Below are 25,657 nucleotides of genomic sequence, written 5' to 3' on the forward strand. Positions count from 1 at the left end.
TTTAGGGTGAGGAACAGTCACTTTCCCTTTTTTATGGGGATGTTTAAAATGATGATGACTTCCTGTTGTACCTACTTGATACCATCCCTCATCCTTCAGTTTTTTGATAATTTCTCGACTTTCCATAATTGATGATTTCTATTTTACCCCCCTAATTGCTGCAAAAATTGCATCACCTTTTCATAAGCAGCCATATTATTCTGTTGGCGGAATAATATGGCTGCTTGTTGTAGATCAATTTTTGCTTTTTCGGTTTGTTTTAATTTGGCATCTAAAAGACCACGACTACGGATTATAGTAATCATAGCAATTACCGTCGGTTGGGTTGACCCAAGGAAACCCAACAAAAAGATTCAGACGGATTTAGGTGTTGGTTGTTGGGTTTCTACCGTAGGTTGGGTTGAGGCACGAAACCCAACAATACACCCAAGTAAACCCAACAAAAAGATTCAGACGGATTTAGATTTTGGGTGTTGGGTTTCTACCGTAGGTTGGGTTGAGGCACGAAACCCAACAATAAACCCAAGGAAACCCAACAAAAAGATTCAGACAGATTTAGATTTTGGCTGTTGGGTTTCGCTTTTCCTGAGAATTGAGAGGTTTTCCTTAACATATTTATTCGCTCAACCCAACCTACGAAACTTATCCCCCTAATTGTTGTAAAATCTGCATCACCTTTTCATAAGTTGCCATATTATTCTGTTGGCGGAATAATATAGCTGCTTGTTGTAGATCAATTTTTACTTTTTCGGGTTGTCCTAATATGGCATATAAAATACTACGACCTAAGTAAGCTTGAGCCAAATTAGGATTAATTTCAATGGCTTTGCTGAAGTCAGAGAGGGCTAAATCGTATTTCCGCAAGTCTCTGTGAAGAAGCCCCCGATTGTAGTAAGCATCAGCATCATTAGGATTAATTTTAATAGCTTTGTTCCAGTCAGCTAAAGCTAATTCGTATTTCTGCAAGTCAATGTAAAGAAGCCCCCGATTGTAGTAAGCATTAGCATAATTAGGATTAAGTTTAATAGCTTGATTGTAGTCAGCTAAAGCTAATTCATATTTTTGTTGATCATCATAAAGAACCCCACGATTGTTGTAAGCCAGAGCTAAATTAGGATTAATTTCAATAGCTTTGTCGTAGTCAGATAAAGCTAAATCGTATTTTTTTTGGTCATCATAAAGAGACCCCCGATTGTAGTAAGCCATAGCAAAATTACGATTAAGTTCAATAGCTTTGTCGTAGTCAGCTAAAGCTAATTCGTATTTTTTTTGGTTTTGGTAAAGAACCCCCCGATTGTTGTAAGCCTCAGTAAAATTACGATTAAGTTCAATAGCTTTGTTCCAGTCAGCTAAAGCTAATTCGTATTTTTTTTGGTCATAGTAAAGAACCCCACGATTGTAGTAAGCCATAGCATAATTAGGATTAATTTCAATAGCTTGGTTGTATTCATCTAAAGCTAATTCGTATTTTTGTTGATATCTGTAAAGATTCCCCCGATTGCCATACCAAGCAGCACGGGGAGCGAGATTAATTGCCTTAGTAATTGCGGCTAATCCCTCATCATAGCGTTTTAATCGACTTAATATTCCCCATTTCTCGTTATAGTAATTGGGGTTATTGGGAACCAGAGAAATCGCCTGATTAATCACCGATAATGCTTGCTCATAATTTTCTCTGGCTTCTCTTTCTCTACCAGCACTTGTTGAGAAGTCACCTAAAGAGCGATAAACTCCACTTTGCCGTTGTAAAATACTACTGTGAAAGTTCTTTAAATCTTCCCCTTTAGGTAAGGTATTAATCGCTTGTTGCAAAGCTTCTATAGCTGGTTGATATTTACCTAAATTACCTAACGCAAATCCCTTCCCATACCAAGCTAAATAGACATTCTTGGGGTCATTTTGCTTAATCGCCTCATCAAAGGCTTTAATTGCTTCCTCATACCTTTCTAACCGCCATAATTGTCCCCCCCTTTCTATCCAAATATCCGCCTTCGCATTGGTATTAGGAACAATAACACCAGTAATCGCTTGAATAATTTCTAGTTTTTGTTGCGGACTAACTTGGGGTTGAGCAGTGGTTAATAATTGCGGTTTTACCTTCAATCTTTCTTGCAATCCGATAAAAGTGCTAATGGGAATCCCTAAACTAAACCCTAACTGAATTTTCCCTACCCCTGCTGTTTCCGAACTTCCATGAATCCCTATTACTCTCCCCTGGGAGTCTAAGACTGCACCGCCACTCATGCCCCCAAATGTGATGCTGGTATAAACTAATTCATAGCCCCAGGTTAAAGAAGCAACACTTTGTAATGTTCCCCCTTGTTGAGTGCTTAAAGGACTTTGGCGGGTTTGTAGTAATCCCTGTTCTTTATCGTGAATTGCACCGCCACTAAACAACCATTTCGAGGGATTTTTGCCAATTTTGGCGAAGCCTGCGACGAAAACAAAATCATCGGTATTTGGGTTATAATTCGCTATTTCCGCAACGGGATAATTGTCCAGGCTTTCAAACTGAAAAACTGCTAAATCTACCCCTTCCTGCCGGATGATGGTGCTTTTCTCGATGTTTCGAGTTTTACCGTCGCTGGTGACGACGGTGTAGGTGAAATTGAGACAAGGTTTACTTGCAGCATCTTGACTTTTTTCCTTCTCGCAGAAGACGTGATCGGCGGTTAAAACTGTGTAAATATTCCCTTCTTTAGCGATAATGACACCGCTACCGTTTCCACCGCTCGTACTATCGATCCGGACGGTGAAACCCTTGGCTTTTGTTTCTAATTGGGCGATATAGACAGTAGGGGCGGTGGTTTCTATATCGGGGTTCACCGGCGGTAGGGGTAGGTTATAGGCGCTGAGGATTTCAGGACGGATGTAGGTTAATAGGGTATGAAGGGAAATGCCCCAGTTAACCGCTCTCATCTGTTGGATTTCTTCGTCTGTGGGTTTTGTGCCGTCTTCGTAGGTGTAGTTAGAGAGAATCGGATGGGCCGATCGCCCGTTAATGCCGATTAACTCCCCATCGACAAAAATGCCGCCGCCACTCATTCCCTGCACGATATCGCCACTATAACCGACGCTGTAGCCATCCCGGAGGGGTCGATCGCTCACCTGTTCGAGGGTTCCCTTTGTCGTCCGATACTGTCCCGTTTCGGCAACATATCCCGCGGCCACCACTTCTAAACCGATCCTGTTTTGATTGATGGTAAACTCCGCGATGGTGGCGATCGAATAGTCCCGGGTATCGCTAAACTCCAGCAGGGCGAGATCTTGATTCTCCGATAGGGAATTGGGGACAATGCGGGCCGCACGGCTGTGGCCGTCGTAAGTTTGTACCTGTAGGGTTTTCGTGTTGCGGGTAACGTGGGCGTTGGTTAGGACAAGGTAATTATCGCCTTTTTTAGCGATAATCGTCCCCGATCCCCGATTTGTCTCGCTAGTAATCTTAACGGTGACTCGTTGTAGGAATTGCTCCTCGGTAAGCTCCCGATCGCCCTGTGCCGTCAGAATGCGATCATTAGAAATATTTCTGGCAGCCGGGGTGATAAGGGTTAACCCGGGTTGAGGCAGTAGGGAGAAAAGAAGGATGAGGGCGATCGAAGGTTTGATCATGGCTGTTACCTAGGGGTTGCTGAATAAATGTGAAATGTAGGCAAGGTAAGAGTTTTGTCGTTTTTCTCGTGAAACAGGTGCAAGATTTTGAGAGAATCGTGCTTCAAAACCTTGCTTCTTCATCGGCCCGGGTCCTGTAGGGGCGAAGCATTCGGACAATAACATATCGGTGAAACCGGAGATTTTCTATCCGAATGCTTCGCCCGTACTTTTTCAGCAAGTCCTACCTAGCTATTTTAAGTAGTAAGAACGAAGAAAAAAGAAGATACCGGAGGTGGTGAGAAGTGCGATCGCTGGGGGAATAATCGGAACCCAGAGACCGAAATAACTAAAGAGAAGCCAACCGATACCGGTGAGGGAAATCACAGCGATCGCCACTGTCAAAAGTACCGTTTTTACCCGAAGAAAACGCCACGTTAACAATCCCCCCACCAGGGACCAACCCAGCACCCAGAAAGTCTCCTGTAGGGGATTCCAGAAAGCGATCGAGGCTCGTTTTCCTGTCATTGTATCGAGAATTTGACTGACTGCGTGCGCGTGCAGATAAACCCCCGGAATTGCTTCCGATGGGTTGCGACTAAAGGGGGTTAAAAAATCATCGATCCCGGGTTCTGTTACTCCAATCAGGACAATTTTTCCCCGGACCGATTCGGGATTAAAACGCGGATCTAAAACCTGTTGGAGAGATTTTTTCGGGGCAATTTTTATGATTGCATCGATGCCATTATCGGCAATTCGACGGTAAGCGAGCATAACTTGACGACCGGATCGGGTATCGGATTGACTGGTTCTATAGGGGCCGCGGTTGGATTGTAGCCAGTCACCGAGATGAGTATCCCCGATATTAATTTCTAGAATTCCCCGCTGCAGTTTATTGCAGTCAAAATCTTGATTCTGGGATTCTAGATATCGTTTGGCAATTAGGAGACTAAAACTAGGAGCATAATCTTTAAAATTACAGGACATTGAGTCAACTGTGGCCAAAGAATCCGGGGGAAGACAGGGAGAGGTGCGATCAAGTTTTGCCTGATATAAAAAACGACGAATTCGGGGAACTCCGGCAATGGTTTCGTCTGGCACTGTGTTACTAAAACCACTCTGATTTTTTGGCAGTTCTGGAGGTGGGGGAAATCCGTCCGGTTGTGGGTAATTATTGAACTGACAAATCGAGATAAAATTAGGAGTATTTTGTAATTGGTTGGCTAGGGGTGGATAATCTTCGCTGGCAGCGATGGGACGAAGGATATCTAAGGCGATAATTTGCGGTTCGTAGGGCTGTAATTTATTTAAAAGCTGCGATAATGCTTCTCCTGCGAGGGAACGTTTTCGATCGCTTCCGGGTATTGTTGGTCTTTTCATCCCCATGCGATCTTGATATGCCCAATCTTGGCGATCGATGGTAATAACTAATAATCTTTCGTCGGGTTTATCTTTGGGTTTTAGTTGCATCAGACGATCATAAATATTTAATTCTAAGGGTTCTAAAATTCCTGTTTCTCTTATTGCCAAGACTGTCATCGCTACGGCTAAACCTAAACCGAAAGTTAGAGCAAATCGTCGCCAATTTTGTTGTTTTTGAGGGGAGTTACTAAAACTATGCCAAGTGGGGGGTTCTTCGGTGGGATTGGGGCAAACTACGGGCAGCCAACTGGCACAGGGATAGTCTTTTTCCCAGTCATCGTGGAGATTTTTTTGGGCTTCATGTACGGCACTATAGAGAGATTTATTATTGGTAAAAGCGGTTAAAAAGTATTGCAGAAATTTGGGAGAAACGGGATCGGGTAATTTCTCGCGCATAAAGATTAGATGGGGTAATGCCATCCCTTTTTCCCGGGATAGTTGTTGTGCCAAACCGATACCATCACAGGAGTTAAATATCGCTAATTTTAACCCGTTTTTAGTGGCTTCTCCCAGGGAAAAGCTAAAATCAGCTATCTTTAATTTATGAGTTTCTGTTAGTTGAATTTCGCAATCTTGACCATCTTCTGTACTGGCACTATGACCACTAAAAAAGAGGATATTCCAAGTTTCTTGACGCAATAACTGATTTAATTTTTGCGGGTGGGGAGCTTTTTCCCAGATAATTTCCGCTCCTGCTTTTCCTGCAATATCGTCTAAAGTTTTGCGATCTTCTTCGAGAAATTTTAAGTCGGTGGCATAGCCTAAAATGGCCAAAATCCGAATTTTTTCATGATTTTTTAATTGTCTGGCTAGGGTATCGTATTCTGAGACAATAATGGCTATATCTGCGCCGGTATTTTTGAGAATTTCCCATTTTTCCCAGGGGAATCTTTGCAGCCAAATATTATCGGTTTGTAACCAGATACGAAAGTTATTGCCAGAGCGCAGAATTGCGGTTTTGATCGGTTCAAATTCTGGGCTATTATTTAACCATTTGTTTAAGTTATCCTCAAATAATTTGGCTTTTTCTTGGCAGTTTTTAAAAACCAAATTCTGCTGAGAACTATTGGTAATTTGTTGGGGATTGCTATCTTTTAAGACTTTAAAAAATCCCTCTAATTCACTATAGTAACGTTGCCATTGACGGTAAAAAGTTAATAACTCTAAATTAGCTGGTAGCCTTGCTTTGATCACAGTTTGGGGACGAGAATTAAGATCGGGACGAATTTCTAATTTTACTTTAAATCCCCGATCGAATGTGCCATCTAGTTCGAGAGTTAAGAGTTTAATCATGAAGTTTTTCCTCGCTTATACTTGTAAATATTCGGTTACTTTTGCCGATTCTAAAGCCACTTCAATGAAGAATTTATCTCCCAATTCAGCATCAAATCGATAACGAATAAATTCATCGTTATCTGTGGCAATTACTTCTCGAAAAACCTGGCCAGTTTCGGTGAGAATACTTAATTTTAAATGGGGTGGTAAAGTGCTTGTTTCTCCGGTGGGGTAAACAGTCGCTTGCAGGCTAAATATTTCTTCAGTTTTAGCGATAGTAATCATCAAAGCGAGGGGATTTCCCAGTAATTCTACTCCTAAATCTTTGATGCGTTTAATTTCTGTATTTTTGAATGCTGGAAACAGTGACAGTGAGCTAAAATCGAGGATACTTTGCCAATCAATGGGGAAATTATGGGCAAACCAATTGGTTAACTTGACGGGGGATTTTTGCCGACGGGTAATTAAAATTTTTCTCCAGTTACTATTGACGATAACTGCTGCCCATTCTTGAAAAGCAATAGCTTTTCTGGGAAAGATTAACTGAGGATTGGCTAAGATGTCTAGTAAGGTTGTCAATCTATCTAAAGATAGTTTTTCTTCCATCTTTTCCCGTTCAATCTTCACTGGTTGTAATTGACACTCTCCCCATAAATCCAAAGAATCTGATCCTGATTGCAGTTGATTTCTCGGTAGAGAGTAGTTAAGATTACGCTTAATATATTGTCCTTTTTCCTTAATATCTTTATGGGTAGTATAACCCCAAATTCTCAGATAACTTTCGGCAGTGTTTACCTGTACCGCTAGATAATAATCACCAATTAATTGAGGAATATCTACCCATTCTTGTGGAATTTCGATCGCTTCTAGATCCAGAGTTTCGCTGGCAATAACTATTACTGATTTTTCGCCTAATTTAACGGTAAAACCATTAACTCCTAGTTGCCAGAAATCCTCTTGATTTTCTACTAAGCTAACCCCAGGCATCCCTGACTGTAGATAGTTAAAAATAACTTGTTGACAGAGATAATTAATATAAAATCTCTGACGAATACTGGCATCAGTAAAACTGGCACTTTTTGCCCAACTTATCTCTTGAACATCTGCGGGTATTTCTAGCCAAATGCTATCAGGAGTTAGTTCTAACCAATCATTAACCATAATTAATCCTCCTGAGTTGTTGCGCTGGTTTGATAGTAGTATGTTAGCCATGGTTCTATTGCCTTACTAATAACTTCTCTATCGTGAGACTGGAAAGAAATATGCAGGTTTTCGCTGGCCCAGGGTAAAAACTTTTTAGCGAGGTGACGATAAACTTTATCCAGTTCCCTAGAAACCTGATATTGTTTGATAACCACCGTGGTGATTTCTGTAATCTTAGCGGCAATTGCCACTTGTCCCAACCCTAACCCATAAGTCATCTCTAGAATTAACTGAATTTGCGGATGCAGTTTTGCCTGTTGCGGCTGCTGACAAATCTGTGAAATTTCTGCCCCTAACCAAGCTAGAATTTTTTGGTGGTTTTGTTGCGACTCGCGAAAATTTTCCGCCGCTTCTAATTGCTGCCAGGGGGTATCATGGAGAGTATCTTCGATCATTTCCTCCCTCGTGCTACTTTCCTCATCCCCGAAAGGTTGCTGTAGGGAAATTGTTTTTCCTTGGGGAAATAAATAATCAAAAATAGCTTGTCCTGCATCCTGTAACCATCGGGTAATTGTCGCAGAATTGATTTTGATGGTAGAGTGGCTATCCGAGTTATAGGCAGCGGCGATTTTTTGCCAGATTTCTGGACTAGGTTCCTGAATTTTACCATCGGTTTTTATTTTTGCCTGGGCATAAATTTCTTTATAGTAATCCCAAGCTAAAAGGTAATTTTCGAGAGTTTCCCCCACTAATCCCCTCGCCAGGAGAGCTTGGCTGAGACGCGCTCCGGTAGAATTAAGTAGTAGGCTCCAAGTATTATGGCCGAATGCTTGACTAATCTGACGGATGCGATCGATTAAGCGATATTTAATCCTCTGGGTGGCAAAATTATCGAAGCGAGTGGAGAATAAAGGCTTAAAGTCAGCTAAGATAGCCTCAAAATCAAGAATTCCTTCGTTAAAGTAGTCTTCGATCTGATAATCCAGTTTAGCTTGATATTTGTGATAGATTTCGGCAGCAGCCCAGTAGCAAGGTTCCTGCAAATAAGCGTATAAATGCCCACGAAAAAGATGATTTTTGCAACCGGGATTCTGATACTGTTGGTGAAAGAATAGAGACCAATACTCCTCTGAATCGACATTAGGATCGATTGGGCCATAGCTTTCCATGTTACGACGCAAACGCCGATCGCAATTCCATTGTGTCCTATTTTGCTGCAAAACTAAAAAGCAACAAAACTTCTCCAGCAAAGTCTCTCGTTTTTTCATCTAGCTAGTCCCCGTGGAGGTCAACTAAACCCTCTATCGTTCCACTTCCAGCTTTTATGCAGTATTTTGGCATTTTGTTACAAATTGATCATACTCGGTCGAGGAGAGTCACAGTAAATGGCTTTTTGACCCACTCCCAACCCCCAACAGCTAACCCCCAGGGAGGACCACGAGGGGCATATTAAAAAAAACCTGTCCACTGTTCCTGAGAAACGTTAACATAAGTTAACAACCCCTTGACAACCGATAAGATCATCCTCAATTTATCAGGAGTTCGACAGCGTGAACAAAAACGGTAATAACAAAAAATGGCGCAATGCGGGACTATATGCCCTATTGTTAATCGTAGTCCTTGCCTTGGCCTCAGCTTTCTTCGATCGCCAGCCAGCAGTGCAACAAACTTGGAAGTATAGTGAATTTTTACAGGAAGTACGGGAAGGTAAAGTAGAAACCGTGCGCTTAAGTGCCGACCGGCAACGAGCGATCGTACCCACCCAAGACGGTACAAACGTATTGGTCAACCTACCCAACGATCCACAATTAATCAACATCTTGGCAGAAAATAACGTTGATATTTCCGTACTGCCCCAAAGAGAAGAAGGAGTATGGGTAAGAGCCTTCAGTAGCCTATTTTTCCCGATTTTACTTCTTGTTGGTCTATTTTTCTTGCTCCGTCGCGCCCAAAGTGGTCCCGGTTCCCAAGCAATGAACTTCGGCAAATCGAAAGCAAGAGTACAGATGGAACCCCAAACCCAGGTTACTTTCGGTGATGTGGCCGGGATTGAAGGGGCAAAATTAGAATTAAACGAAGTGGTGGACTTCCTGAAAAATGCCGATCGCTTCACGGCAATTGGGGCAAAAATCCCCAAAGGAGTCCTTTTAGTCGGTCCTCCGGGGACAGGTAAAACCCTGCTCGCTCGCGCAGTAGCTGGGGAAGCGGGAGTCCCGTTTTTTAGCATTTCCGGTTCGGAATTTGTGGAAATGTTCGTCGGGGTGGGTGCTTCTCGCGTCCGCGACCTATTTGAACAAGCGAAAGCGAATGCACCTTGTATCGTCTTTATCGATGAGATTGATGCTGTTGGTCGTCAACGGGGTGCCGGTTTAGGGGGTGGTAACGATGAACGGGAACAAACCCTCAACCAATTATTAACGGAAATGGACGGTTTTGAAGGTAATACAGGTATTATCATTATCGCCGCCACTAACCGTCCTGATGTGTTGGATGCCGCTTTATTGCGTCCGGGTCGTTTCGATCGCCAAGTGGTGGTGGATCGTCCCGATTACGCTGGCCGTAAGGAAATCCTTAATGTCCACTCCAGAGGCAAAACTTTGGCCCAGGACGTGGATCTCGATAAAATCGCTCGTCGTACCCCCGGTTTTACTGGTGCGGATCTGGCTAATTTGCTCAACGAAGCTGCAATTTTAGCGGCACGTCGCAATTTAACCGAGATTTCCATGGATGAGATCAACGATGCGATCGATCGTGTCTTGGCCGGTCCTGAGAAGAAAAATCGCGTCATGAGCGAAAAACGCAAAACTTTAGTTGCTTACCATGAAGCTGGTCACGCTTTGGTGGGTGCTTTAATGCCGGATTATGATCCTGTCCAGAAAATTAGTATTATTCCTCGCGGTCGCGCCGGGGGTTTAACTTGGTTCACTCCTAGCGAGGATCGCATGGAATCCGGGTTATATTCTCGCGCTTATCTGCAAAATCAGATGGCTGTAGCTTTGGGGGGTCGTTTAGCTGAAGAAATTATCTTCGGTGAGGAGGAAGTGACTACGGGTGCTTCTAATGACCTGCAACAGGTGGCACGAGTAGCGCGGCAAATGGTTACTCGTTTTGGCATGAGCGATCGCTTGGGGCCGGTGGCTTTAGGTCGTCAAAATGGTAATGTTTTCCTAGGTCGTGATATCGCTTCCGATCGAGATTTCTCCGATGAAACTGCGGCAGCTATTGACGAGGAAGTGCGTAACTTAGTGGAACAGGCCTATCGTCGCGCTAAAGAGGTTTTAGTCAATAACCGCGCCATCTTAGACCAGTTAGCGCAAATGTTAGTGGAAAAAGAAACCGTGGACGCGGAGGAGTTACAAAATATCCTCGCTCATAACGATGTGAAAATGGCGGCTTTAGCTTAAGTTTTGTAACATTTTCTTGACAAACAGCATCCTGATGGGTGCTGTTTTTTTTTGATAGCTGTTAATCGGGTGCATCTCAATTTTTGAGAAAACGGGTTTCTCGGAGAAACCCGTTTTCTACTCATGTAATTTGGGATTTTTAAGCGGAAACTTTCTCCTAAAATTGATTCAAGGTAGGGTTGATTCACGAATCAACCCTACCCAAACCCCGAAGCGCATTAGTTTTTCAGTGGGATGCTTACAGATAGCTGCTGATATATCTGTAATAATTTAAGAGTCACTGATAATTAATGTGGGATGTACCCCTGTTAATCAGCTTCACAATACCCAGTTTAAATGCGTCTTAAGTAGGGAGGCACAATTATTTGTAGGATGGGTTAGCGGTAGCGCAACATGAGCGGACGTTGGGTTTCATGCTTCAACCCAACCTACGTTGATCTTATATTTAATTCCACCCACCCACTTAGCTTAACAGTCCTGTCTTTTCACTGATTACTGATTACTGATTACTGTTCACTGATTACTGTCATGTAGCATCGATGACTACTTCCTCTTTACCTATTTTAATTGTTATTTGTGGGGCAACTGCCACAGGAAAATCCAGTTTGGCACTACAATTGGCCGAAAAGTTTAATTCAGTAATTCTCAGTGCCGATTCCCGACAAATCTATCGAGAATTTAATATTGGTACCGCTAAACCTAGCTTAGAAGAATGTCAGCGGATTCCCCATTATCTAATTGATATTTGTGATCCTCAAGATAATTTTACCCTAGCACAGTACCAACAACAGGCTGAGTATTTAATCAGCAATCTCCACTATTCTCCCCTGTTTTTGGTCGGTGGTACGGGACTTTATATCAAGTCCATTGTCAAAGGTTTAAAAATACCGAGGGTTTCTCCTCAAGCGGATTTAAGACGGCAATTACAAGCTTTAGGACAATCCTATCTTTATCAAATTCTGACGCAGGTAGATGAAGAGGCTGCTAAAAAAATTCATCCCCATGATCAGGTCAGGACTTTACGCGCTTTAGAGGTTTTTTATCTGACAGGAAAACCTATCTCTAGTCAGCAGGGAGAAAACCCTCCCACTTATCCAATTTTACAAATTGGTTTAGACTGTTCCCCAGAAAGTTTAGACAAGCGGATCACTGTTCGTACTGATCAAATGATCGCCAGGGGATTGGTAGCAGAGGTGCAGAATTTGGGGGATAAATACGGTTGGGATTTGCCACTTTTGCAGACTTTGGGTTATGCAGAGATTAAGCAATATCTCCTCGGGGAAATTTCTTTAGAACAGGCGATCGATCTAATTATCCTCCATACCCGTCAATTTGCTAAACGTCAGCGCACTTGGTTTCGTGCCGATGCTGATATTATCTGGTTTCCCATCGATAAAGAAAATTTATTGAAATCGGTGGAACGAAAAATTATTTTGTTTCTTGAGGGGTTGTCAAGGCCCGATATAAAAACACATCATCCTGATTAAGGATTAACTGGAAGTTCTCATTTTGATTCAGTTTATTTAAATGATCATCAATTAGTTCTGGTGAACTAGACCAACCGGGATGACGGCGATCGAGTAGGATATAATTAAATTGATTTAAATCTAGGGATTGGGAACCTTCGATCGCTAATTTGATCATTTCTCGATGGGTAAGATGGGGGGCAATTCTAGAAGTAGTCAAGACACTCTCACTGGTGGTAATTTGGGTGAGAGCTTTTTGGGTGGCGGACCAAGTATCGAGGGAATTTAAATACAGTGACCAAAAATAGCCGTATTTAGCTAAGGCAAGAAAGGCAATAATTGCCCAAATAATTATCCATTTAGGCTGCTTCAACCAGTTACTATTATGGGCTAAAGTGGCGATAACCGCTAAAAATAAAAAGGGCAAAATTGGCAGGGAATATTGAGTGGTTAAGTTTTTTTGTGGGGCATGATCTGCTAATAAATTTAAAGCGAGTGCGGGAATAGCGGCAATTATTGGGGTAGAATAGCGCCAGGATAAACCCCAAACCAAGGGAATAATTAATAGAATGAGGTATTCTAGATTATTGCCAGTAAAGATTTTTCCCAAGACTAGATCGGGTTTGAGGAAAAGATTAAAGATAATTGCTGGCAAACTATCTCCTAGATAACTATATCGAGAATCAGCCATTTCAATAACTGCCGATTTTCCTGTCAGGAGAGGGATTAATAATTTCGTGGCGATAATAAACCAAAGAATGCCAGTGATAATAGCAATTATTCCGGGGATTTTTTTCTTTTCCCAGAGAAGTAACCAGATACCCATTCCCAACAATGTTAAAGAGAGAATTGCTTTACAACCGAGAATAATAATGATTCCTAGACAAAATCCCCAGAGATTATTTAATCTTGCGGACAAAATTGTCCAAAACATGGCTGGAACTGCGATAACTTCCGGATGAAAATCAAAGAGATTGACGTTAAAAATCAGGGGATAGAGCAGATAAACTAAGGCTAATGTATAAGCTTGTTTTTCTTTTAATCCCGCTTGTATTGCCAATTGCCAGAGGGGAAAAACGGCAAGGGAAAGGGAAAAAGCTTGTAAGAAAAGCAGCCAATAAACACTAGGATAAATTTTATAAAGTAAGGCTATAGGATAGAGAATAAAAGCGATATGATCGCCTAAGATATGGTAGCCAACAAAAGATATAATCGGTGGTTTACCTTGAGAAATTAAGTAAACTCCCTGATCGAACCAACCAAGATCGAGAGCATTAGATTGAAATAAAATATGTCTGATAGCACTGCAAATAAACAGGATTATTGTAGCGCAACTAATTAACCAAAATAAATCATTTTTTTTGTGCATAATCGTTAAGTTTTACTGGGATTTTTCGGGATTATTACGACAATACTGCCAGGTATCTCTAAAATAGGAAGCAACTTCAGTAAACCATGCTTTAAAAATATTTCTGTTCTCACTGGTGACGATAACCCCATTAATAAACTCTTGCCATTGGGGATCATTAGCGGGAAGAATAAAACCATAATAATCACAATTTAAAGGATTGCGGGGGATAAGTTGATAATCTTTTCCTAGGGATAAACCGAGAATGACAGCTTCTCCAATTAGCAGAATCCCATCACTAGCAAAAGCATCTATTCTATTCCTTCTTAAACTTTGGATACCTCGCAGTCTTCCCGTCACTCCTTGAAATTCTTGATAGGTAGCAAGAGGGTATTTTTGTCTTAATAATTCTTGAGTGGTGGTATCTCGCAAAACTCCAATACTTATACCTTCTAAGGACGAAGAAAAGTTAAAATTCTTCTGATTATCACTCCGAACTAAAAACTGAGTTCCCGTCACAAAAAAAGGACGAGAAAAACTGACACCATCAGGTATATTTTTTCTGATACTATTAGGACCACACTCGAAATCAACGGTTTTATTTTCCAATAACTGGAAGCGATTAAATAAAGTCGATTTATAAATTTTGACACTGATGATCTGGAGGTTTAATTTGTGCTTAAGTTCCTCTCTAAGCAATTGGATAAAATCTAAGCATAATCCCTGTAAACTATTATTACTATCTCGATAGCCAAACGGAATGGCATCTTCTCTCATCGCTACTTCTAATAATCCCGTGCGTTTAATTTTTTCCAGAACCGTTTCAGACTTAGCTGGGAGAGCAGCAAAAATATTAGATAAAATAACGAGAGTAAGAATGATTAATTTCATGACTTTTGCCGAGATTATTTAAGATTTGTTATGGACGTGATCCCATTGATCTAAAATGTCTTTGAATAATAATTCATCTAACCATGTTTTTACTACCACTGTCAAAGGTAAAGCCAATAATAAACCTAAGATGCCAAACATTTGAGCAAAGAAAATTTGAGCGATTAGGGTAATTGCTGGTAGTAAAGATACCTGTTTAGCCATGACAGTTGGTGTCAGCCAATAACTTTCGACATTTTGGATAATAAAATAGAGAATCAGAATAGCGACAATTTTCCAAGGTGCATCGATAACAGCAATTAGAATGGGAAAAATCACACTAGCAGTCGGTCCGATATTAGGGATAAAATTGAGCAATCCTGCTAGGATAGCATGAACGAGAACTAGATTAATTTGTAGAACAAAAAGACCGAAACCACTGAATAATCCCACCATAGTTGAACTAATGGCAATTCCCAACAACCAATTACCCAAACCCACTTCCGATAGGGTAAGAATTTCCTCGGCACGACGACGATAGAAGTTAGGAAATAATTTTAAGAAAGCTTGTCGATAGGGTTGGGGGTTGGCTAACATCATCATTGCTAACACCAGCACGAATAATAATTGTAAAATTGCCGCAACTGAGTTAGAAAAGAAGGTAAAAAAGTTACTAAAAACAAAGGTTCCTAAAGGTTGTAACTGCTGGACTAAATCAGTTAAATTAGGCAGCGATGGCAACCAATCAAATTGAAATTGTTGTCGCCATTGAATCGAGTTATTGCGGACTAAATCCCAAGCTTGCGGTAAAAGTTCAATTAATTTTTGAAACTGTTCGATAAAGGGGGGAACAATAATTATAAAAAATAAAATCACAATTGCTAGACTCGTCAGCAGGGTAATTAAAATAGCCAAACCCCTTTTAATCCCTAATCTCTGCAATCCTTTCACACATCTATTTAAGGCTACGGTAAATACGATCGCCATAAAAATCAATAATAACAGCTGTCGAATCTGCCACAATACATAGAGAGCCATTATTAAACAGATAAACCCCAACCACTGACCAAATTTCACGACCTTTATTTATCCTATCGGGACAAGTTTTATCATACAGCAGTCGGGAGTCAGGGGGCAGGAGATAGGTTTTAGGTTTTGGGGTTTTGGAGTCTTGGGGTTTTGGGGTTTTAGTTCAATTTCCCCAGTTCCCCACTTCCCCACTTCCCCACTTCCCCACTTCCCCACTTCCCCACTTCCCCACTTCCCCACTTCCCCACTTCCCCAACAGCAAAAATTAAGTTTTCTATCAAAAATTTGCTAATTTTGCTGTTATGTGCTATACAATTACGCCACAAAACAGGATAGAAAAACGAGATTTTTTTAATTACCAGACATTTTCTCAAATTTTATGGCAACTCTCCCAGAGTCAAATTATCCTAAAAGAAATCCTCTCCTAGAAAATCCGACAAGACTCAGAGAAATTGTGGCCGTTAATGCTTTTATCCTTGTATTAGGACTTCGATGATGAATGAATTGGAGCGATACTATAAAGTTTTAGGGTTAGATCATGGGGCATCTCTCGACGAGATCAATCAAGCCTACAAAGATTTGGTGTTTATTTGGCATCCCGATCGCATTCCCAAAGATAATCAGCGTCTTTTGGAAAAAGCCACCGCTAAACTGCAAGAAATTAACCACGCTAGGGAACAATTGCGGCAAATTCATCAAAATTCTCCTAAACGCTCCAATTCCCCCCCTAAAACTGAAAAACAGCCCGCCCACGCCTATAAAACTGCTTCCCCCTATCAGCCTCACCCTAGCCAACCCGGCCAAAATTCCCAAACCCACAGTCATAAAACCCATAGTCAACAAACCCACAGTCAACACAGCCACTCCCAGAATAACCATCAGGTCCACAATCATGCCGCCTGGCGCCCTCACTATCGGGATTTAAACGGAGCCGATTTACAGGGAGCCAACCTGAAAGAAAAAGATCTCTCTAGTCGCAGTCTCATCGGGGCAGATTTAAGCCATGCCGACTTAAGCGATAGCTTCCTGCACAAAATTAACCTAGAAAAGGCTAATCTGTACAAAGCTAATCTTTTTCGCGCCAATCTCCTCGAAGCTAACCTTAAAGGCGCAAATTTACAGGAAGCCAATCTCATCGGGGCGGATTTAAGTGGGGCGGATCTGTCGGCGGCAGATTTACGCGGGGCAAAAATTGGCTTCGGTAAGCGTATTATGGTCAAATTAACTGGAGCAATTTTAACGGGAACAATTCTCCCCGATGGTTCGATTCATCAATGAATAACCTCCTGCTAATTTTGATATTTTTTTAATAGGAACTATTACCCGATGGGCATTTATTACACAATTGCTGCTGTTTTTCTAGGGATGCAATTAGCTGCAGGAGAAAATTTATCGGCGGCGAATTCTGATTTTTCACTGCTGCAAAAAGCTCTAGAAAAACACAATTTTATCGTCAAACTTGCCCCACCACCAGTGCGAGGAGCCTACGGTTTATTTGATAGTAAAACTAGAATTATTTGGATTCATCCCCTAGTTTTTGACTTAGGTATTGCCCGACCAACATTAATTCATGAAGCTGTCCATGCCGCTCAACTTTGTCATGGAGGCAAAACAGTTAAAGCTCTTAATTTAGCCATAGAACCACCGGCAATGACCAGAAGATTTTTTATGAATTATCAGGGTTTTAGCAGACAAATTGAAGCCGAAGCCTATACTGTTCAAGTTCAGCCCGATGGTCTAGATTTAGTCATTTCTTTACTGCAAAAATATTGTTCTTAGAAAACCTGTTCATAAATCTACCAATCCCGTTCCAATTCTTCGGCTACACGACGATAATCGGCGCTGGCTTCTTGGGCATTTTTACCGCGCCAATTGGTAATAGCAACCCCGTCTAAAACGGCTTTTTCGTGGGCCTTATAATTTCTGACAAAAGCATGACAGGCGGGAATACCTAATTCTAATAAAGTATTTTGTGCTTCTAAAGTTTCCTTAAGACTACGGGAATCCACTTTTGTTAATAAAACCCGATAGGCAATTCCTAGGGGTTTAACTGCCGTGCGTACCGTGTCAATTAAAGCCATTAAATCCATCGGTGCGGGAGGAGTCGGTAAAATTAAATAATCTGATTCTGCTATTACTGCGGTAAGTAATTCGGAGCGCAAAGCTGGTGGTGTGTCAATCACGATCAGATCGTACTCGATAATTTGACGCAATTCTCCTAATTTCTCTGTATTAATTTGCTTGGCTAAATCAAATACCATACCCGCTTGATTTCTTTCTACCCACCAAGTGGAGGAACCCTGCGGATCCGCATCCACCAGCAAAACACGCTGATTCTGCCCCCAAATTGCCGCTAAATTGACCGCAGTGGTGGTTTTACCCACACCACCTTTACCGTTGACAACAGCGAGGATTTTTGGGCTATTAGGCTTTAATTGCGAGGTCATTTTCAGTTATCAGTTATCAGTTATCAGTTAAGTAAGTAGGCGTTAAAAGTTATCAGATGCCCCTCTTATTAAGGGGGGATCCCCCCGCCTACCGGCACCCCCCTTATCAAGGGGGGCAGGGGGGATCGAACCTAAAATCTATCTTCAATTTAATTATAACCAGCTACTTATCAGTTATCAGTTACCAGTTATCAGTTATCAGTTATCAGTTATCAGATTTGAGTTTTAAGTTCACTGATTACTGTTTACTTTTTACTGATCACTGAAAAAAAGCTCCCCACTGATTACTGTTTACTGATCACTGATCACTGAATATAACTAACCAGAAAGTTTTTGATCTAAGATTTGGCTAGTTAATTTAGGATCGGCTTTACCGCCGCTTTTTTTCATGACTTGACCGACAAAAAATCCCTTAAGATTGGTTTTACCCGCCCGGAATTTTTCTAACTCGCTTGGATGGGAGGCGATAATTTCCTCGATCAGTTTTTCGATCGCAGAATTGTCAGAAATTTGTATTAATCCTTTCTTTTCCACCAGCGCTTTAGGTGAACCGCCTTGAGTGAGAAGTTCTGGTAAAATTTCCTTAGCAATTTTGCCACTAATTGTTCCCGTTTCAATCAGTTTAACTAATTCGGCTAAGTCTGACGCTTGCAGGGCAATTTCTGTGATCGTCAGCTTATTATTATTCAAATAAGCGGCGATATCTTGACTGATCCAGTTAGCGACTAATTTGGCATTGGCCCCCGCAATTACAGCAGTTTCAAAATATTCGGCCACGGTGCGATCATCGGTTAAAACCCTGGCATCGTAGGCGGAAAGACCAAATTCTTCTTCATAACGACGACGTTTACGAGCGGGTAATTCCGGTAATTCTTCCGCCCAAGCTTTTAACTGTTCGGGGGAGACTTCTAGGGGGGGTAAATCCGGTTCGGGAAAATAGCGATAATCGCTAGAACCTTCTTTTTTCCGCATACTAATCGTCCGTTGAGTAGCTTCTTCCCAAAGACGGGTTTCCTGTACGATCAATTCGCCATTTTCGAGCGCTTCAATTTGTCGAACGATCTCGTATTCTATGGCTTTTTGGATAGCACTAAAGGAGTTCATATTTTTAATTTCTACCTTAGTCCCGAACTTTTTAGTGCCTTTTTTGCGAACAGAAATATTGACATCGCAGCGCAGGGAACCCTCCTGCATATTGCCGTCACTGATGCCGAGATAACGCACTAAACGCCGTAATTCTTGGGCATATTCCGCCGCTTCGGCCCCGGTGCGTAAATCCGGTTCCGAGACAATTTCTAATAATGGTACACCTGTACGGTTAAAATCCACCAGGGAATGGGTGGAACCGGAGAGACGTTCGCTGCCAGCATGAACCAGTTTTCCCGCGTCTTCTTCCATGTGCAGACGGGTAATGCCGATAATTTTGCGGCTAACTTCCTTAGTTTTTTTATCGACGATCTCGATTTCTAGTTGACCCTGTTCGACAATAGGGAGATCATACTGGGAAATTTGATAATTTTTCGGCAGGTCGGGATAAAAATACTGTTTGCGATCGAATTTGCTATGAGGTGTAATTTTACCATCGATAGCTAATCCCAGTTTAACGGCACTGGCTAGGACTTCTTGGTTAAGGACGGGTAATACCCCCGGATAACCCAAACAGACGGGACAGACGTTAGTATTGGGGGGACTATCGAAGTTGGTGGGACAGGGACAAAATATCTTGCTTTTGGTGTTGAGTTGACAGTGGGTTTCTAAACCGATAATTGCTTCGTATTCAGTGGCAGACATATTTTCTCGCTCTCGCCGACACAGGAATGATCTGTTTAATCATTATAGTCGCGATTCTGGAGCATTCCCTCCCTTCATAAAACTTAATACTGTAGTTACTAATCACTTTATACAGCCTGAATATAGCCCAAAAAAGATAATTTATTCAACCAATGTCCGCCATTATTTTTAATTTTATGGAATAAAACAGGGAAGCTTATCGATAATTTTTCACCGATAAACCTAGCTTTTTTAGTATCGACCACCGACCACCGAAAACCAAAACTTCCCACCTCACCGTTAAGATAACCGCCATAAATCGTAGCAAAAATTAACTTCTAGAGACGGGATATTTGCTTAGTATAGAAACAGAGAGATTATGTCCAAGAACTGACCCCATAACCGGCCAAAAGCAATATAAGCGGCGACAGTGATCATTTTCTAGGCGAGTATTGCCTTAGTAAGTAGGTGGGTGGAATTAAATATAAGATGAACGTAGGTTGGGTTGAAGTATGAAACCCAACGCCCGCATGGGTTACGCTACCGCTAACCCATCCTACAAATAATTGTGCCTCCCTACTTAATTGACGATTTTTACTTTTTACTCAATTTTATGTCTTTAACTCTCTCAGAACAACTCAAACGAGAACAATTATCCTACCCCCAAACTCTCCTCCATCATCTGCAAAGGTTACGGCATTTTGTGACAGTGGAAGGAGAGGAGAAATTGCAGCAGTGGAAAAACCTAATTGAAAGGGAGAATTTTCAACCTAGCACCCGTAATTTAGCCTATTATCTCGCCCTGAGACAAGAAGATATCCGGGATTTACAATTAGCTTTAATGCCCTGGGGATTATCTTCCCTAGGCCGGATTGAATCGAAAGTTTTACCGACCCTCGATGCGGTAATTGCCACTTTAGGGGCGGTTTGTCATCAAGAAGCCTCATTATTACCCAAACATCCCCCTTTAGAGGCATTTTTCCAAGGAGATCAACTTTTAGCCTCCCATAGCGCCGAAGTTTTCGGTCTGTCTTCCCCCCGGCGTCGGGTGCGAATTATGGTGACAATGCCGACGGAGGCGGCAACCGACCCCGATTTTATCGCTCAATTACTGCGTTGCGGGATGGACTGTATTCGCATTAATTGCGCCCATGATGGACCCAAAGAGTGGCAGGGAATGATCGAAAATCTGCGCGAGGCGGTCAAAAATACCGAAAATTTAGTCAATGGACATACCTGTAAGGTTTATATGGACTTAGCCGGCCCAAAAATCCGTTTAGAACAGATTTTAGCCCCCCAGTCCCAAACCAGACTATATCAAGGGGATTTTCTCCTCTTAACCACCCAACCCCCCCACACTGCCCATCCTCAGTATTTTCAGGCTAATTGTTCCCAACCGGAAATTATTCCCCAAATTCCCGTCGGGGCGAAAGTTTGGATTGATGATGGTCATATTGGGGCTGAAGTTATTGCCATAATGCCGGAAGGTCTTTTACTAAAAATTACCCACGCCAGGGAGAAAGGGGAAAAACTCAAAGCAGATAAAGGCCTAAATTTCCCCGATACCGTCTTAAATATCGATCCTTTGACCGCAAAAGACCGGCAGGATTTAGATTTTATTGCCGAAAATGCCGATATTATCGGTTACTCTTTTGTACAAAAAGCCAGCGATATCGAGACACTACAGCTAGAGTTACAAAGTCGCTTGGGGGATGCTTGGCGACAAAAAGCAATTGTGGCCAAAATAGAAACACCTTTAGCCGTGAAAAATCTTCCCGAATTAATCATCCATGCCGCCGGTAAACAACCTTTTGGGGTGATGATTGCCCGGGGCGATTTGGCCGTAGAAATTGGCTATCAAAGACTCGCAGAAATTCAAGAGGAAATTCTCTGGTTATGCGAAGCGGCCCATATTCCGGTAATTTGGGCTACCCAAGTCCTAGAAAATCTGGTCAAGAAAAGTATTCCTTCCCGGGCCGAGATTACTGATGCCGCTATGGCCGAAAGGGCTGAATGTGTCATGCTGAATAAGGGGGAATATATCCGGGAAGCGGTGACAATTCTCGATGATGTTTTACAAAGAATGCAGACACACCAAGCTAAAAAAACGCCCCAATTACGCGCTCTCCATTCTTGGGTTTAAGCAGTTTTCAGTTATCAGTGATCAGGAGTCAGGAGTCAGGAGCCGGTCGTCAGGAGCCGGTCGTCAGGAGATTATTTTTATTTATTCTCCCCAGTTCATAATTCATAATTCATAATTCATAATTACTCACACCTTTTAAACAGGATTGAGAATCAGAGGCAAATTAACGCATATTATTGACCGCACCACTAACCAAACCAGCGCTAACATAGCGACCATAACCATCAAGACGGTTTTGTTGAGCGATTCGAGAGGGATTATTGACGAGATCGGCAACTCCCACACCCATCATCACCACGGAGATAACTGCGATTAAGTAGTTACGGACAAAAGTTGGATTTTGGTGGCTGACTAACATGGTTGTTACCTCTCTTTCCTGTCGATAACCTTAGAATACGAGAGGGTTTGGGGTGATGTCAGTCCCATAATTCCGGGTGACAGAAGTGGAAAAAAGTGGAATCCACAGATAAGCTATGATTTTTTGTCGATTAGAATGGGTAAATAGGGAATCGGGAACAGGAAAAGGGCAATATTCGTCATTAATCTGGTTAAATAATCAGTAAATTGCCTAAAAACTGACATATTCTCCAGAATATGACCCTAGAAACAGCGATTATGACCATAAAATCTCTCTGTCCCTTAGTTTTAGGATTATCTATTGTTATTATTGACAATGGGCAATATTTGAGAGCAGAAACGGTAACTTTGAGCGCCAGTCAACGGCAACAACTGCGATCGCTAGATGCTAAGATTATTTTACCTAACTATATCCCTCCCGGATTTCGGGCCAGCGAGATTAAAATCCTCGCAGAAGAGGGGAATGGATACGCAGTCCTCTTTGAAAATGCCGAGAATAGCTGTTTTTTGGTGGAAGGAATCGAAAACGCCAGGGGCGATGATGGTTTAGAATTAGAGGGAACCCTAGCGCTCAATTCTCCACTATTTGGAGAAGGATACTGGCTCAATTATGGTACACCCAAAAACTCGGAATTAAGGCAACAATTCCCCGAACCCGATTTGTATTCCGATTGGATGAAAATGGGAGAATATTTTTATCGTCTCAGTGGGGCATTAATTGCCCGGGAGGAGTATGATTATCCTAATTGCCGTCAGGATATTTCCCCATCGGAAGCGGTTAAAATAATCGAATCTTTTGGAGATAACAATTAAATTGAATTTATCTACAGTCATTTCTAATCTACAACAAAAAAGCAAGGAGCGGTTAGCTTGGTCTGATTTTTGTTGGTTAGGATTAGTAATAATTTTGGGACTGGTTATTAGGTTAACACAATTAACGAGCAAACCTCCCTGGACGGATGAATTTGCCACTATGGTTTTTAGTATTGGCAATAATTACCAGATAGTACCGTTAAATCAAATAATTTCCCTAGACACTTTATTAGCACCTGTTCAGAGCAACCATCAGGCAACTATTGCCGATGTAATTAAATTAGTTATTCAGGAGGACAATCATCCACCTTTATATTTTATTTTCGCCTATCTCTGGAATAAATTATTCTTTGATCGGGGAGAATATGTATCTTTAGAAGGAATGCGATCGCTGGCGGTATTTTGGGGAGTTATTTCGATTCCTCTAATTTATTTTATCAGTAAATTGGTCTTTAAATCTGGCTCGATCGCTTTTTTGTCGGCGATTTTAATGGCGGTTTCTCCCTACGCGGTTTTTATCTCCCAAGAAGCGCGCCATTATACTTTAGCAGTTGTATTTGTCCTCATATCTTTAGGATGTTTTCTGAGGGTAAGCAGCAAAATTATCGACCATAAGAGAATATCCCATACTTTGGTTTTTTTCTGGTTAATTGTCAACTGTCTAGGGTTATTAGTCCACTATTTTTTTAGTTTAACTATCGTCGCAGAAGCGATAACTTTATTATTAATTTTATCCAATCAAATCAAACAAAAAAACTTTTGGATAACTAATTGGTGGCGTTTAAGTTTAGTTTTTTTAGGTAACTTGAGCTTTATTATTATTTGGTTTATCACCTTTGTACCCAAAGATTATGGCAATCAGATGACTGGTTGGATTCAGAGAGACAATGATAGTTTTTTAGCAGTAATTAGCCCCTTTTTTCAATTACTGGGAACATTAATAACTATGCTTTCCCTGCTCCCCGTTGAATCAGAATCTTTAATAATTATCTTGATTTCTGGGGCAATAATGATCGGGTTTTTTCTCTGGATTATCCCACAATTTAAAACAGCATGGCTAGACTCCTATAAACCCGAATTAGGCATTCTCTCGGCATTTTTTCTCAGTTCAATTGCCATTTTCTTTGTCATCACCTATCTGCTTTCGATCGATATTACCCGGGGGGCTAGATATAGTTTTGTTTACTTTCCATCAGTAATTTTAATTCTAGCAATTTTATTAGATAATTGTTGGCAAAGGCAGCAGAAAAGAATAGTAATTATTGTGCTTATCATGGCTTTAGTTAGTTCCCTAAGTGTGACTTTTAATTTAGGCTATCGTAAGTATTATCGCCCAGATAAATTAGTTACCACTATCGAAAATAATAGCCGTTATCCGTTAGTAATTGCCACTAGCTATAGGAGTTTAGTGCAGGTGGGAGAAATGATGGGAATTGCTTGGGAATTTAACCAAAGATTTCCCGAGAAAAACCCTAAGTTTATCTTAGTTAACTCAGAACAAAAGCCAGATTTTAATCTGCCATCTTCTCCCCCTTTTGAATTATGGTTAATTAATTTCCATTCTTCAATAGATTTATCGGACTGTCAACTCTCAGAGTTATCCTCCAATTATGTAACAGGTTATCAATATCAAAAGTTTCTCTGTGGGAGATCGATGGATTATAATAGTGAAGTTAAGTAGGGCTATTAACTATGATTATTTGGGTAAATGAACAGATTGATCCCTGTGGTTTAGTACAAGCTTGTATTGCCTGTCAAGACGAACAAGCGGCAAAAGATTGTCATCAAAGTTGGTTAACCAGTCTTACGGACGAACAAAAACAAGCGGGGTGGGTGGCAGTTTTAAGAACCGTAGAATCCTGGGATGATGTACCAGTAAATGCTCTGAAGTTAAGTTATTAAGTGGGTGGGTGGAATTAAATATAAGATGAACGTAGGTTGGGTTGAAGCATGAAACCCAACGCCCGATTATGTTACGCTACCGCTAACCCATCCTACAAATAATTGTGCCTCCCTACTTAACTCTCCTGCAACAATCAAAAATCTTCCGTTAGGTTAAGAAACTCCAGACAGAAGATATCTGGCTAAAATAAAAAAGAGGGCAGGTTTTACCCCACCCTTTGATCTTATTTTAAACGAATTACTAACCGGCGATCGGGTTCCACGCCGCGACTTTCCGTGGTTAAATCGTTTTCTTCCTGAAAAAAGGCATGGATTTGGCGACGTTCCGCCGAAGATAGGGCTTTTAATTCTATTTCCTGTCCTGTTTGCCGCACTTGCGTCGCCGCTTGATTAACCCAGTCGAAAAGTTCTGACTGTCTTTGTTGACGATAGCCGTTGATTTCGACAATATAGAACTGATGTTCTGCCGACTCGACACCAATATTCAGAATCGTATTAGCTAGGGATTGAATCGCATCCAGTCCCTCACCCTTGTTAGCGAGGAGAAGTTCCACTTGTTGGGGACTCAATTGACTGCTATCAATAATTAACCAACAGGAGGAAGGTCCAGTTCCCAATTCCTGCACACCAATCTGGACATCTGCGGGCATGGCCATCAACTTTAGCAGTTTTTCCAGCCA

22 protein-coding genes are annotated in these 25,657 nt (G+C 41.5%); 8 read left to right on the forward strand and 14 right to left on the reverse strand.

Annotated elements, in window-relative coordinates:
• The 6 genes from O9324_RS12205 to O9324_RS12230 form a co-directional block, all read right to left on the reverse strand.
• On the reverse strand, nucleotides 1-126 hold a 126-nt coding region (locus tag O9324_RS12205), incomplete at its 3' end, for a type II toxin-antitoxin system HicA family toxin (protein ID WP_288139233.1).
• Between the two features lie 17 nt (nucleotides 127-143).
• Complete coding sequence (locus O9324_RS12210; RefSeq protein WP_288140319.1) at nucleotides 144-305, reverse strand: hypothetical protein; 162 nt, start codon at nucleotides 303-305, stop codon at nucleotides 144-146.
• A 337-nt stretch (nucleotides 306-642) separates the two neighbouring features.
• Nucleotides 643-3,609 (reverse strand): tetratricopeptide repeat protein, encoded by a 2,967-nt coding sequence (locus O9324_RS12215; RefSeq protein WP_288140320.1) that lies wholly within the window; start codon nucleotides 3,607-3,609, stop codon nucleotides 643-645.
• Between the two features lie 231 nt (nucleotides 3,610-3,840).
• Nucleotides 3,841-6,303 (reverse strand): CHASE2 domain-containing protein, encoded by a 2,463-nt coding sequence (locus tag O9324_RS12220; protein WP_288140321.1) that lies wholly within the window; start codon nucleotides 6,301-6,303, stop codon nucleotides 3,841-3,843.
• A gap of 15 nt (nucleotides 6,304-6,318) precedes the next feature.
• On the reverse strand, nucleotides 6,319-7,446 hold the full coding sequence (locus O9324_RS12225) for a DUF1822 family protein (protein ID WP_288140322.1): 1,128 nt from the start codon (nucleotides 7,444-7,446) through the stop codon (nucleotides 6,319-6,321).
• A 2-nt stretch (nucleotides 7,447-7,448) separates the two neighbouring features.
• The gene (locus O9324_RS12230) at nucleotides 7,449-8,696 is read right to left on the reverse strand and encodes a sigma-70 family RNA polymerase sigma factor (protein WP_288140323.1); all 1,248 of its coding nucleotides are present in this window, start codon (nucleotides 8,694-8,696) and stop codon (nucleotides 7,449-7,451) included.
• A gap of 282 nt (nucleotides 8,697-8,978) precedes the next feature.
• On the opposite strand from O9324_RS12230, the gene ftsH3 reads away from it, so the two are divergent.
• Both ftsH3 and miaA read left to right on the forward strand, forming a co-directional pair.
• A complete protein-coding gene (gene ftsH3 / locus O9324_RS12235) occupies nucleotides 8,979-10,832 on the forward strand; it encodes an ATP-dependent zinc metalloprotease FtsH3 (protein WP_159292339.1) in 1,854 nt (617 codons plus the stop codon).
• 539 nt (nucleotides 10,833-11,371) lie between these two features.
• The gene (gene miaA, locus O9324_RS12240; protein WP_288140324.1) at nucleotides 11,372-12,319 is read left to right on the forward strand and encodes a tRNA (adenosine(37)-N6)-dimethylallyltransferase MiaA; all 948 of its coding nucleotides are present in this window, start codon (nucleotides 11,372-11,374) and stop codon (nucleotides 12,317-12,319) included.
• Here the strand turns inward: miaA and O9324_RS12245 are convergent.
• From O9324_RS12245 to O9324_RS12260, 4 genes are all read right to left on the reverse strand, one after another.
• Nucleotides 12,261-13,667: a DUF2079 domain-containing protein gene (locus O9324_RS12245; RefSeq protein ID WP_288140325.1), complete on the reverse strand. Its 1,407-nt coding sequence runs from the start codon at nucleotides 13,665-13,667 to the stop codon at nucleotides 12,261-12,263. The two genes, miaA and O9324_RS12245, sit on opposite strands and share 59 nt — an antisense overlap.
• Before the next feature lie 12 nt (nucleotides 13,668-13,679).
• Nucleotides 13,680-14,537 carry an amino acid ABC transporter substrate-binding protein gene (locus O9324_RS12250; RefSeq protein WP_287627106.1) on the reverse strand — a complete coding sequence of 286 codons (858 nt, stop codon included), beginning with the start codon at nucleotides 14,535-14,537 and terminating at the stop codon, nucleotides 13,680-13,682.
• A gap of 18 nt (nucleotides 14,538-14,555) precedes the next feature.
• Complete coding sequence (locus O9324_RS12255; RefSeq protein ID WP_288140326.1) at nucleotides 14,556-15,593, reverse strand: AI-2E family transporter; 1,038 nt, start codon at nucleotides 15,591-15,593, stop codon at nucleotides 14,556-14,558.
• Nucleotides 15,594-15,703: 110 nt separating this feature from the next.
• Nucleotides 15,704-15,826 (reverse strand): hypothetical protein, encoded by a 123-nt coding sequence (locus O9324_RS12260; protein ID WP_288140327.1) that lies wholly within the window; start codon nucleotides 15,824-15,826, stop codon nucleotides 15,704-15,706.
• A gap of 214 nt (nucleotides 15,827-16,040) precedes the next feature.
• Between O9324_RS12260 and O9324_RS12265 the strand changes: the two genes are divergently transcribed.
• The gene (locus tag O9324_RS12265; protein WP_287627110.1) at nucleotides 16,041-16,823 is read left to right on the forward strand and encodes a pentapeptide repeat-containing protein; all 783 of its coding nucleotides are present in this window, start codon (nucleotides 16,041-16,043) and stop codon (nucleotides 16,821-16,823) included.
• Between the two features lie 48 nt (nucleotides 16,824-16,871).
• Complete coding sequence (locus tag O9324_RS12270) at nucleotides 16,872-17,324, forward strand: DUF8637 domain-containing protein (RefSeq protein ID WP_288140328.1); 453 nt, start codon at nucleotides 16,872-16,874, stop codon at nucleotides 17,322-17,324.
• A gap of 17 nt (nucleotides 17,325-17,341) precedes the next feature.
• Here the strand turns inward: O9324_RS12270 and O9324_RS12275 are convergent, their stop codons facing one another.
• On the reverse strand, nucleotides 17,342-17,992 hold the full coding sequence (locus O9324_RS12275) for a ParA family protein (RefSeq protein WP_002745320.1): 651 nt from the start codon (nucleotides 17,990-17,992) through the stop codon (nucleotides 17,342-17,344).
• 318 nt (nucleotides 17,993-18,310) lie between these two features.
• On the reverse strand, nucleotides 18,311-19,783 hold the full coding sequence (gatB, locus tag O9324_RS12280; RefSeq protein ID WP_288140329.1) for an Asp-tRNA(Asn)/Glu-tRNA(Gln) amidotransferase subunit GatB: 1,473 nt from the start codon (nucleotides 19,781-19,783) through the stop codon (nucleotides 18,311-18,313).
• A 592-nt stretch (nucleotides 19,784-20,375) separates the two neighbouring features.
• Between gatB and O9324_RS12285 the strand changes: the two genes are divergently transcribed.
• The gene (locus O9324_RS12285) at nucleotides 20,376-21,905 is read left to right on the forward strand and encodes a pyruvate kinase (RefSeq protein WP_287738029.1); all 1,530 of its coding nucleotides are present in this window, start codon (nucleotides 20,376-20,378) and stop codon (nucleotides 21,903-21,905) included.
• Nucleotides 21,906-22,068: 163 nt separating this feature from the next.
• Here the strand turns inward: O9324_RS12285 and O9324_RS12290 are convergent, their stop codons facing one another.
• The gene (locus O9324_RS12290; RefSeq protein ID WP_002738625.1) at nucleotides 22,069-22,263 is read right to left on the reverse strand and encodes a hypothetical protein; all 195 of its coding nucleotides are present in this window, start codon (nucleotides 22,261-22,263) and stop codon (nucleotides 22,069-22,071) included.
• A 236-nt stretch (nucleotides 22,264-22,499) separates the two neighbouring features.
• Between O9324_RS12290 and O9324_RS12295 the strand changes: the two genes are divergently transcribed.
• Genes O9324_RS12295 through O9324_RS12305 form a run of 3 tightly spaced genes read left to right on the forward strand, consistent with a single transcriptional unit; the run spans nucleotide 22,500 to nucleotide 24,977 of the window.
• The gene (locus O9324_RS12295; protein ID WP_288140330.1) at nucleotides 22,500-23,075 is read left to right on the forward strand and encodes a hypothetical protein; all 576 of its coding nucleotides are present in this window, start codon (nucleotides 22,500-22,502) and stop codon (nucleotides 23,073-23,075) included.
• Between the two features lies 1 nt (nucleotide 23,076).
• The gene (locus O9324_RS12300; RefSeq protein WP_288140331.1) at nucleotides 23,077-24,756 is read left to right on the forward strand and encodes a glycosyltransferase family 39 protein; all 1,680 of its coding nucleotides are present in this window, start codon (nucleotides 23,077-23,079) and stop codon (nucleotides 24,754-24,756) included.
• A gap of 11 nt (nucleotides 24,757-24,767) precedes the next feature.
• On the forward strand, nucleotides 24,768-24,977 hold the full coding sequence (locus O9324_RS12305; protein WP_002739214.1) for a hypothetical protein: 210 nt from the start codon (nucleotides 24,768-24,770) through the stop codon (nucleotides 24,975-24,977).
• 224 nt (nucleotides 24,978-25,201) lie between these two features.
• On the opposite strand, the gene O9324_RS12310 is transcribed toward O9324_RS12305, so the two are convergent.
• Nucleotides 25,202-25,657 (reverse strand): Jag family protein (locus tag O9324_RS12310; protein ID WP_288140332.1); only part of this gene is annotated, 456 nt, incomplete at its 5' end.

The organism is Microcystis sp. LE19-84.1B, assembly GCF_027531875.1.
Lineage (GTDB): Bacteria > Cyanobacteriota > Cyanobacteriia > Cyanobacteriales > Microcystaceae > Microcystis > Microcystis panniformis.

What these genes read in the sequence shown, in the direction of transcription:
- O9324_RS12220 (WP_288140321.1), bottom strand. Translation starts at nt 6,303, where the DNA reads ATGATTAAACTCTTAACTCTCGAACTAGATGGCACATTCGATCGGGGA.
- O9324_RS12250 (WP_287627106.1), bottom strand. Translation starts at nt 14,537, where the DNA reads ATGAAATTAATCATTCTTACTCTCGTTATTTTATCTAATATTTTTGCT.
- miaA (WP_288140324.1), top strand. Translation starts at nt 11,372, where the DNA reads ATGACTACTTCCTCTTTACCTATTTTAATTGTTATTTGTGGGGCAACT.
- O9324_RS12265 (WP_287627110.1), top strand. Translation starts at nt 16,041, where the DNA reads ATGAATGAATTGGAGCGATACTATAAAGTTTTAGGGTTAGATCATGGG.
- O9324_RS12210 (WP_288140319.1), bottom strand. Translation starts at nt 305, where the DNA reads ATGATTACTATAATCCGTAGTCGTGGTCTTTTAGATGCCAAATTAAAA.
- O9324_RS12295 (WP_288140330.1), top strand. Translation starts at nt 22,500, where the DNA reads ATGACCCTAGAAACAGCGATTATGACCATAAAATCTCTCTGTCCCTTA.
- O9324_RS12290 (WP_002738625.1), bottom strand. Translation starts at nt 22,263, where the DNA reads ATGTTAGTCAGCCACCAAAATCCAACTTTTGTCCGTAACTACTTAATC.
- O9324_RS12215 (WP_288140320.1), bottom strand. Translation starts at nt 3,609, where the DNA reads ATGATCAAACCTTCGATCGCCCTCATCCTTCTTTTCTCCCTACTGCCT.
- O9324_RS12305 (WP_002739214.1), top strand. Translation starts at nt 24,768, where the DNA reads ATGATTATTTGGGTAAATGAACAGATTGATCCCTGTGGTTTAGTACAA.
- O9324_RS12285 (WP_287738029.1), top strand. Translation starts at nt 20,376, where the DNA reads ATGTCTTTAACTCTCTCAGAACAACTCAAACGAGAACAATTATCCTAC.
- O9324_RS12270 (WP_288140328.1), top strand. Translation starts at nt 16,872, where the DNA reads ATGGGCATTTATTACACAATTGCTGCTGTTTTTCTAGGGATGCAATTA.
- O9324_RS12245 (WP_288140325.1), bottom strand. Translation starts at nt 13,667, where the DNA reads ATGCACAAAAAAAATGATTTATTTTGGTTAATTAGTTGCGCTACAATA.
- gatB (WP_288140329.1), bottom strand. Translation starts at nt 19,783, where the DNA reads ATGTCTGCCACTGAATACGAAGCAATTATCGGTTTAGAAACCCACTGT.
- O9324_RS12275 (WP_002745320.1), bottom strand. Translation starts at nt 17,992, where the DNA reads ATGACCTCGCAATTAAAGCCTAATAGCCCAAAAATCCTCGCTGTTGTC.
- O9324_RS12225 (WP_288140322.1), bottom strand. Translation starts at nt 7,446, where the DNA reads ATGGTTAATGATTGGTTAGAACTAACTCCTGATAGCATTTGGCTAGAA.
- O9324_RS12230 (WP_288140323.1), bottom strand. Translation starts at nt 8,696, where the DNA reads ATGAAAAAACGAGAGACTTTGCTGGAGAAGTTTTGTTGCTTTTTAGTT.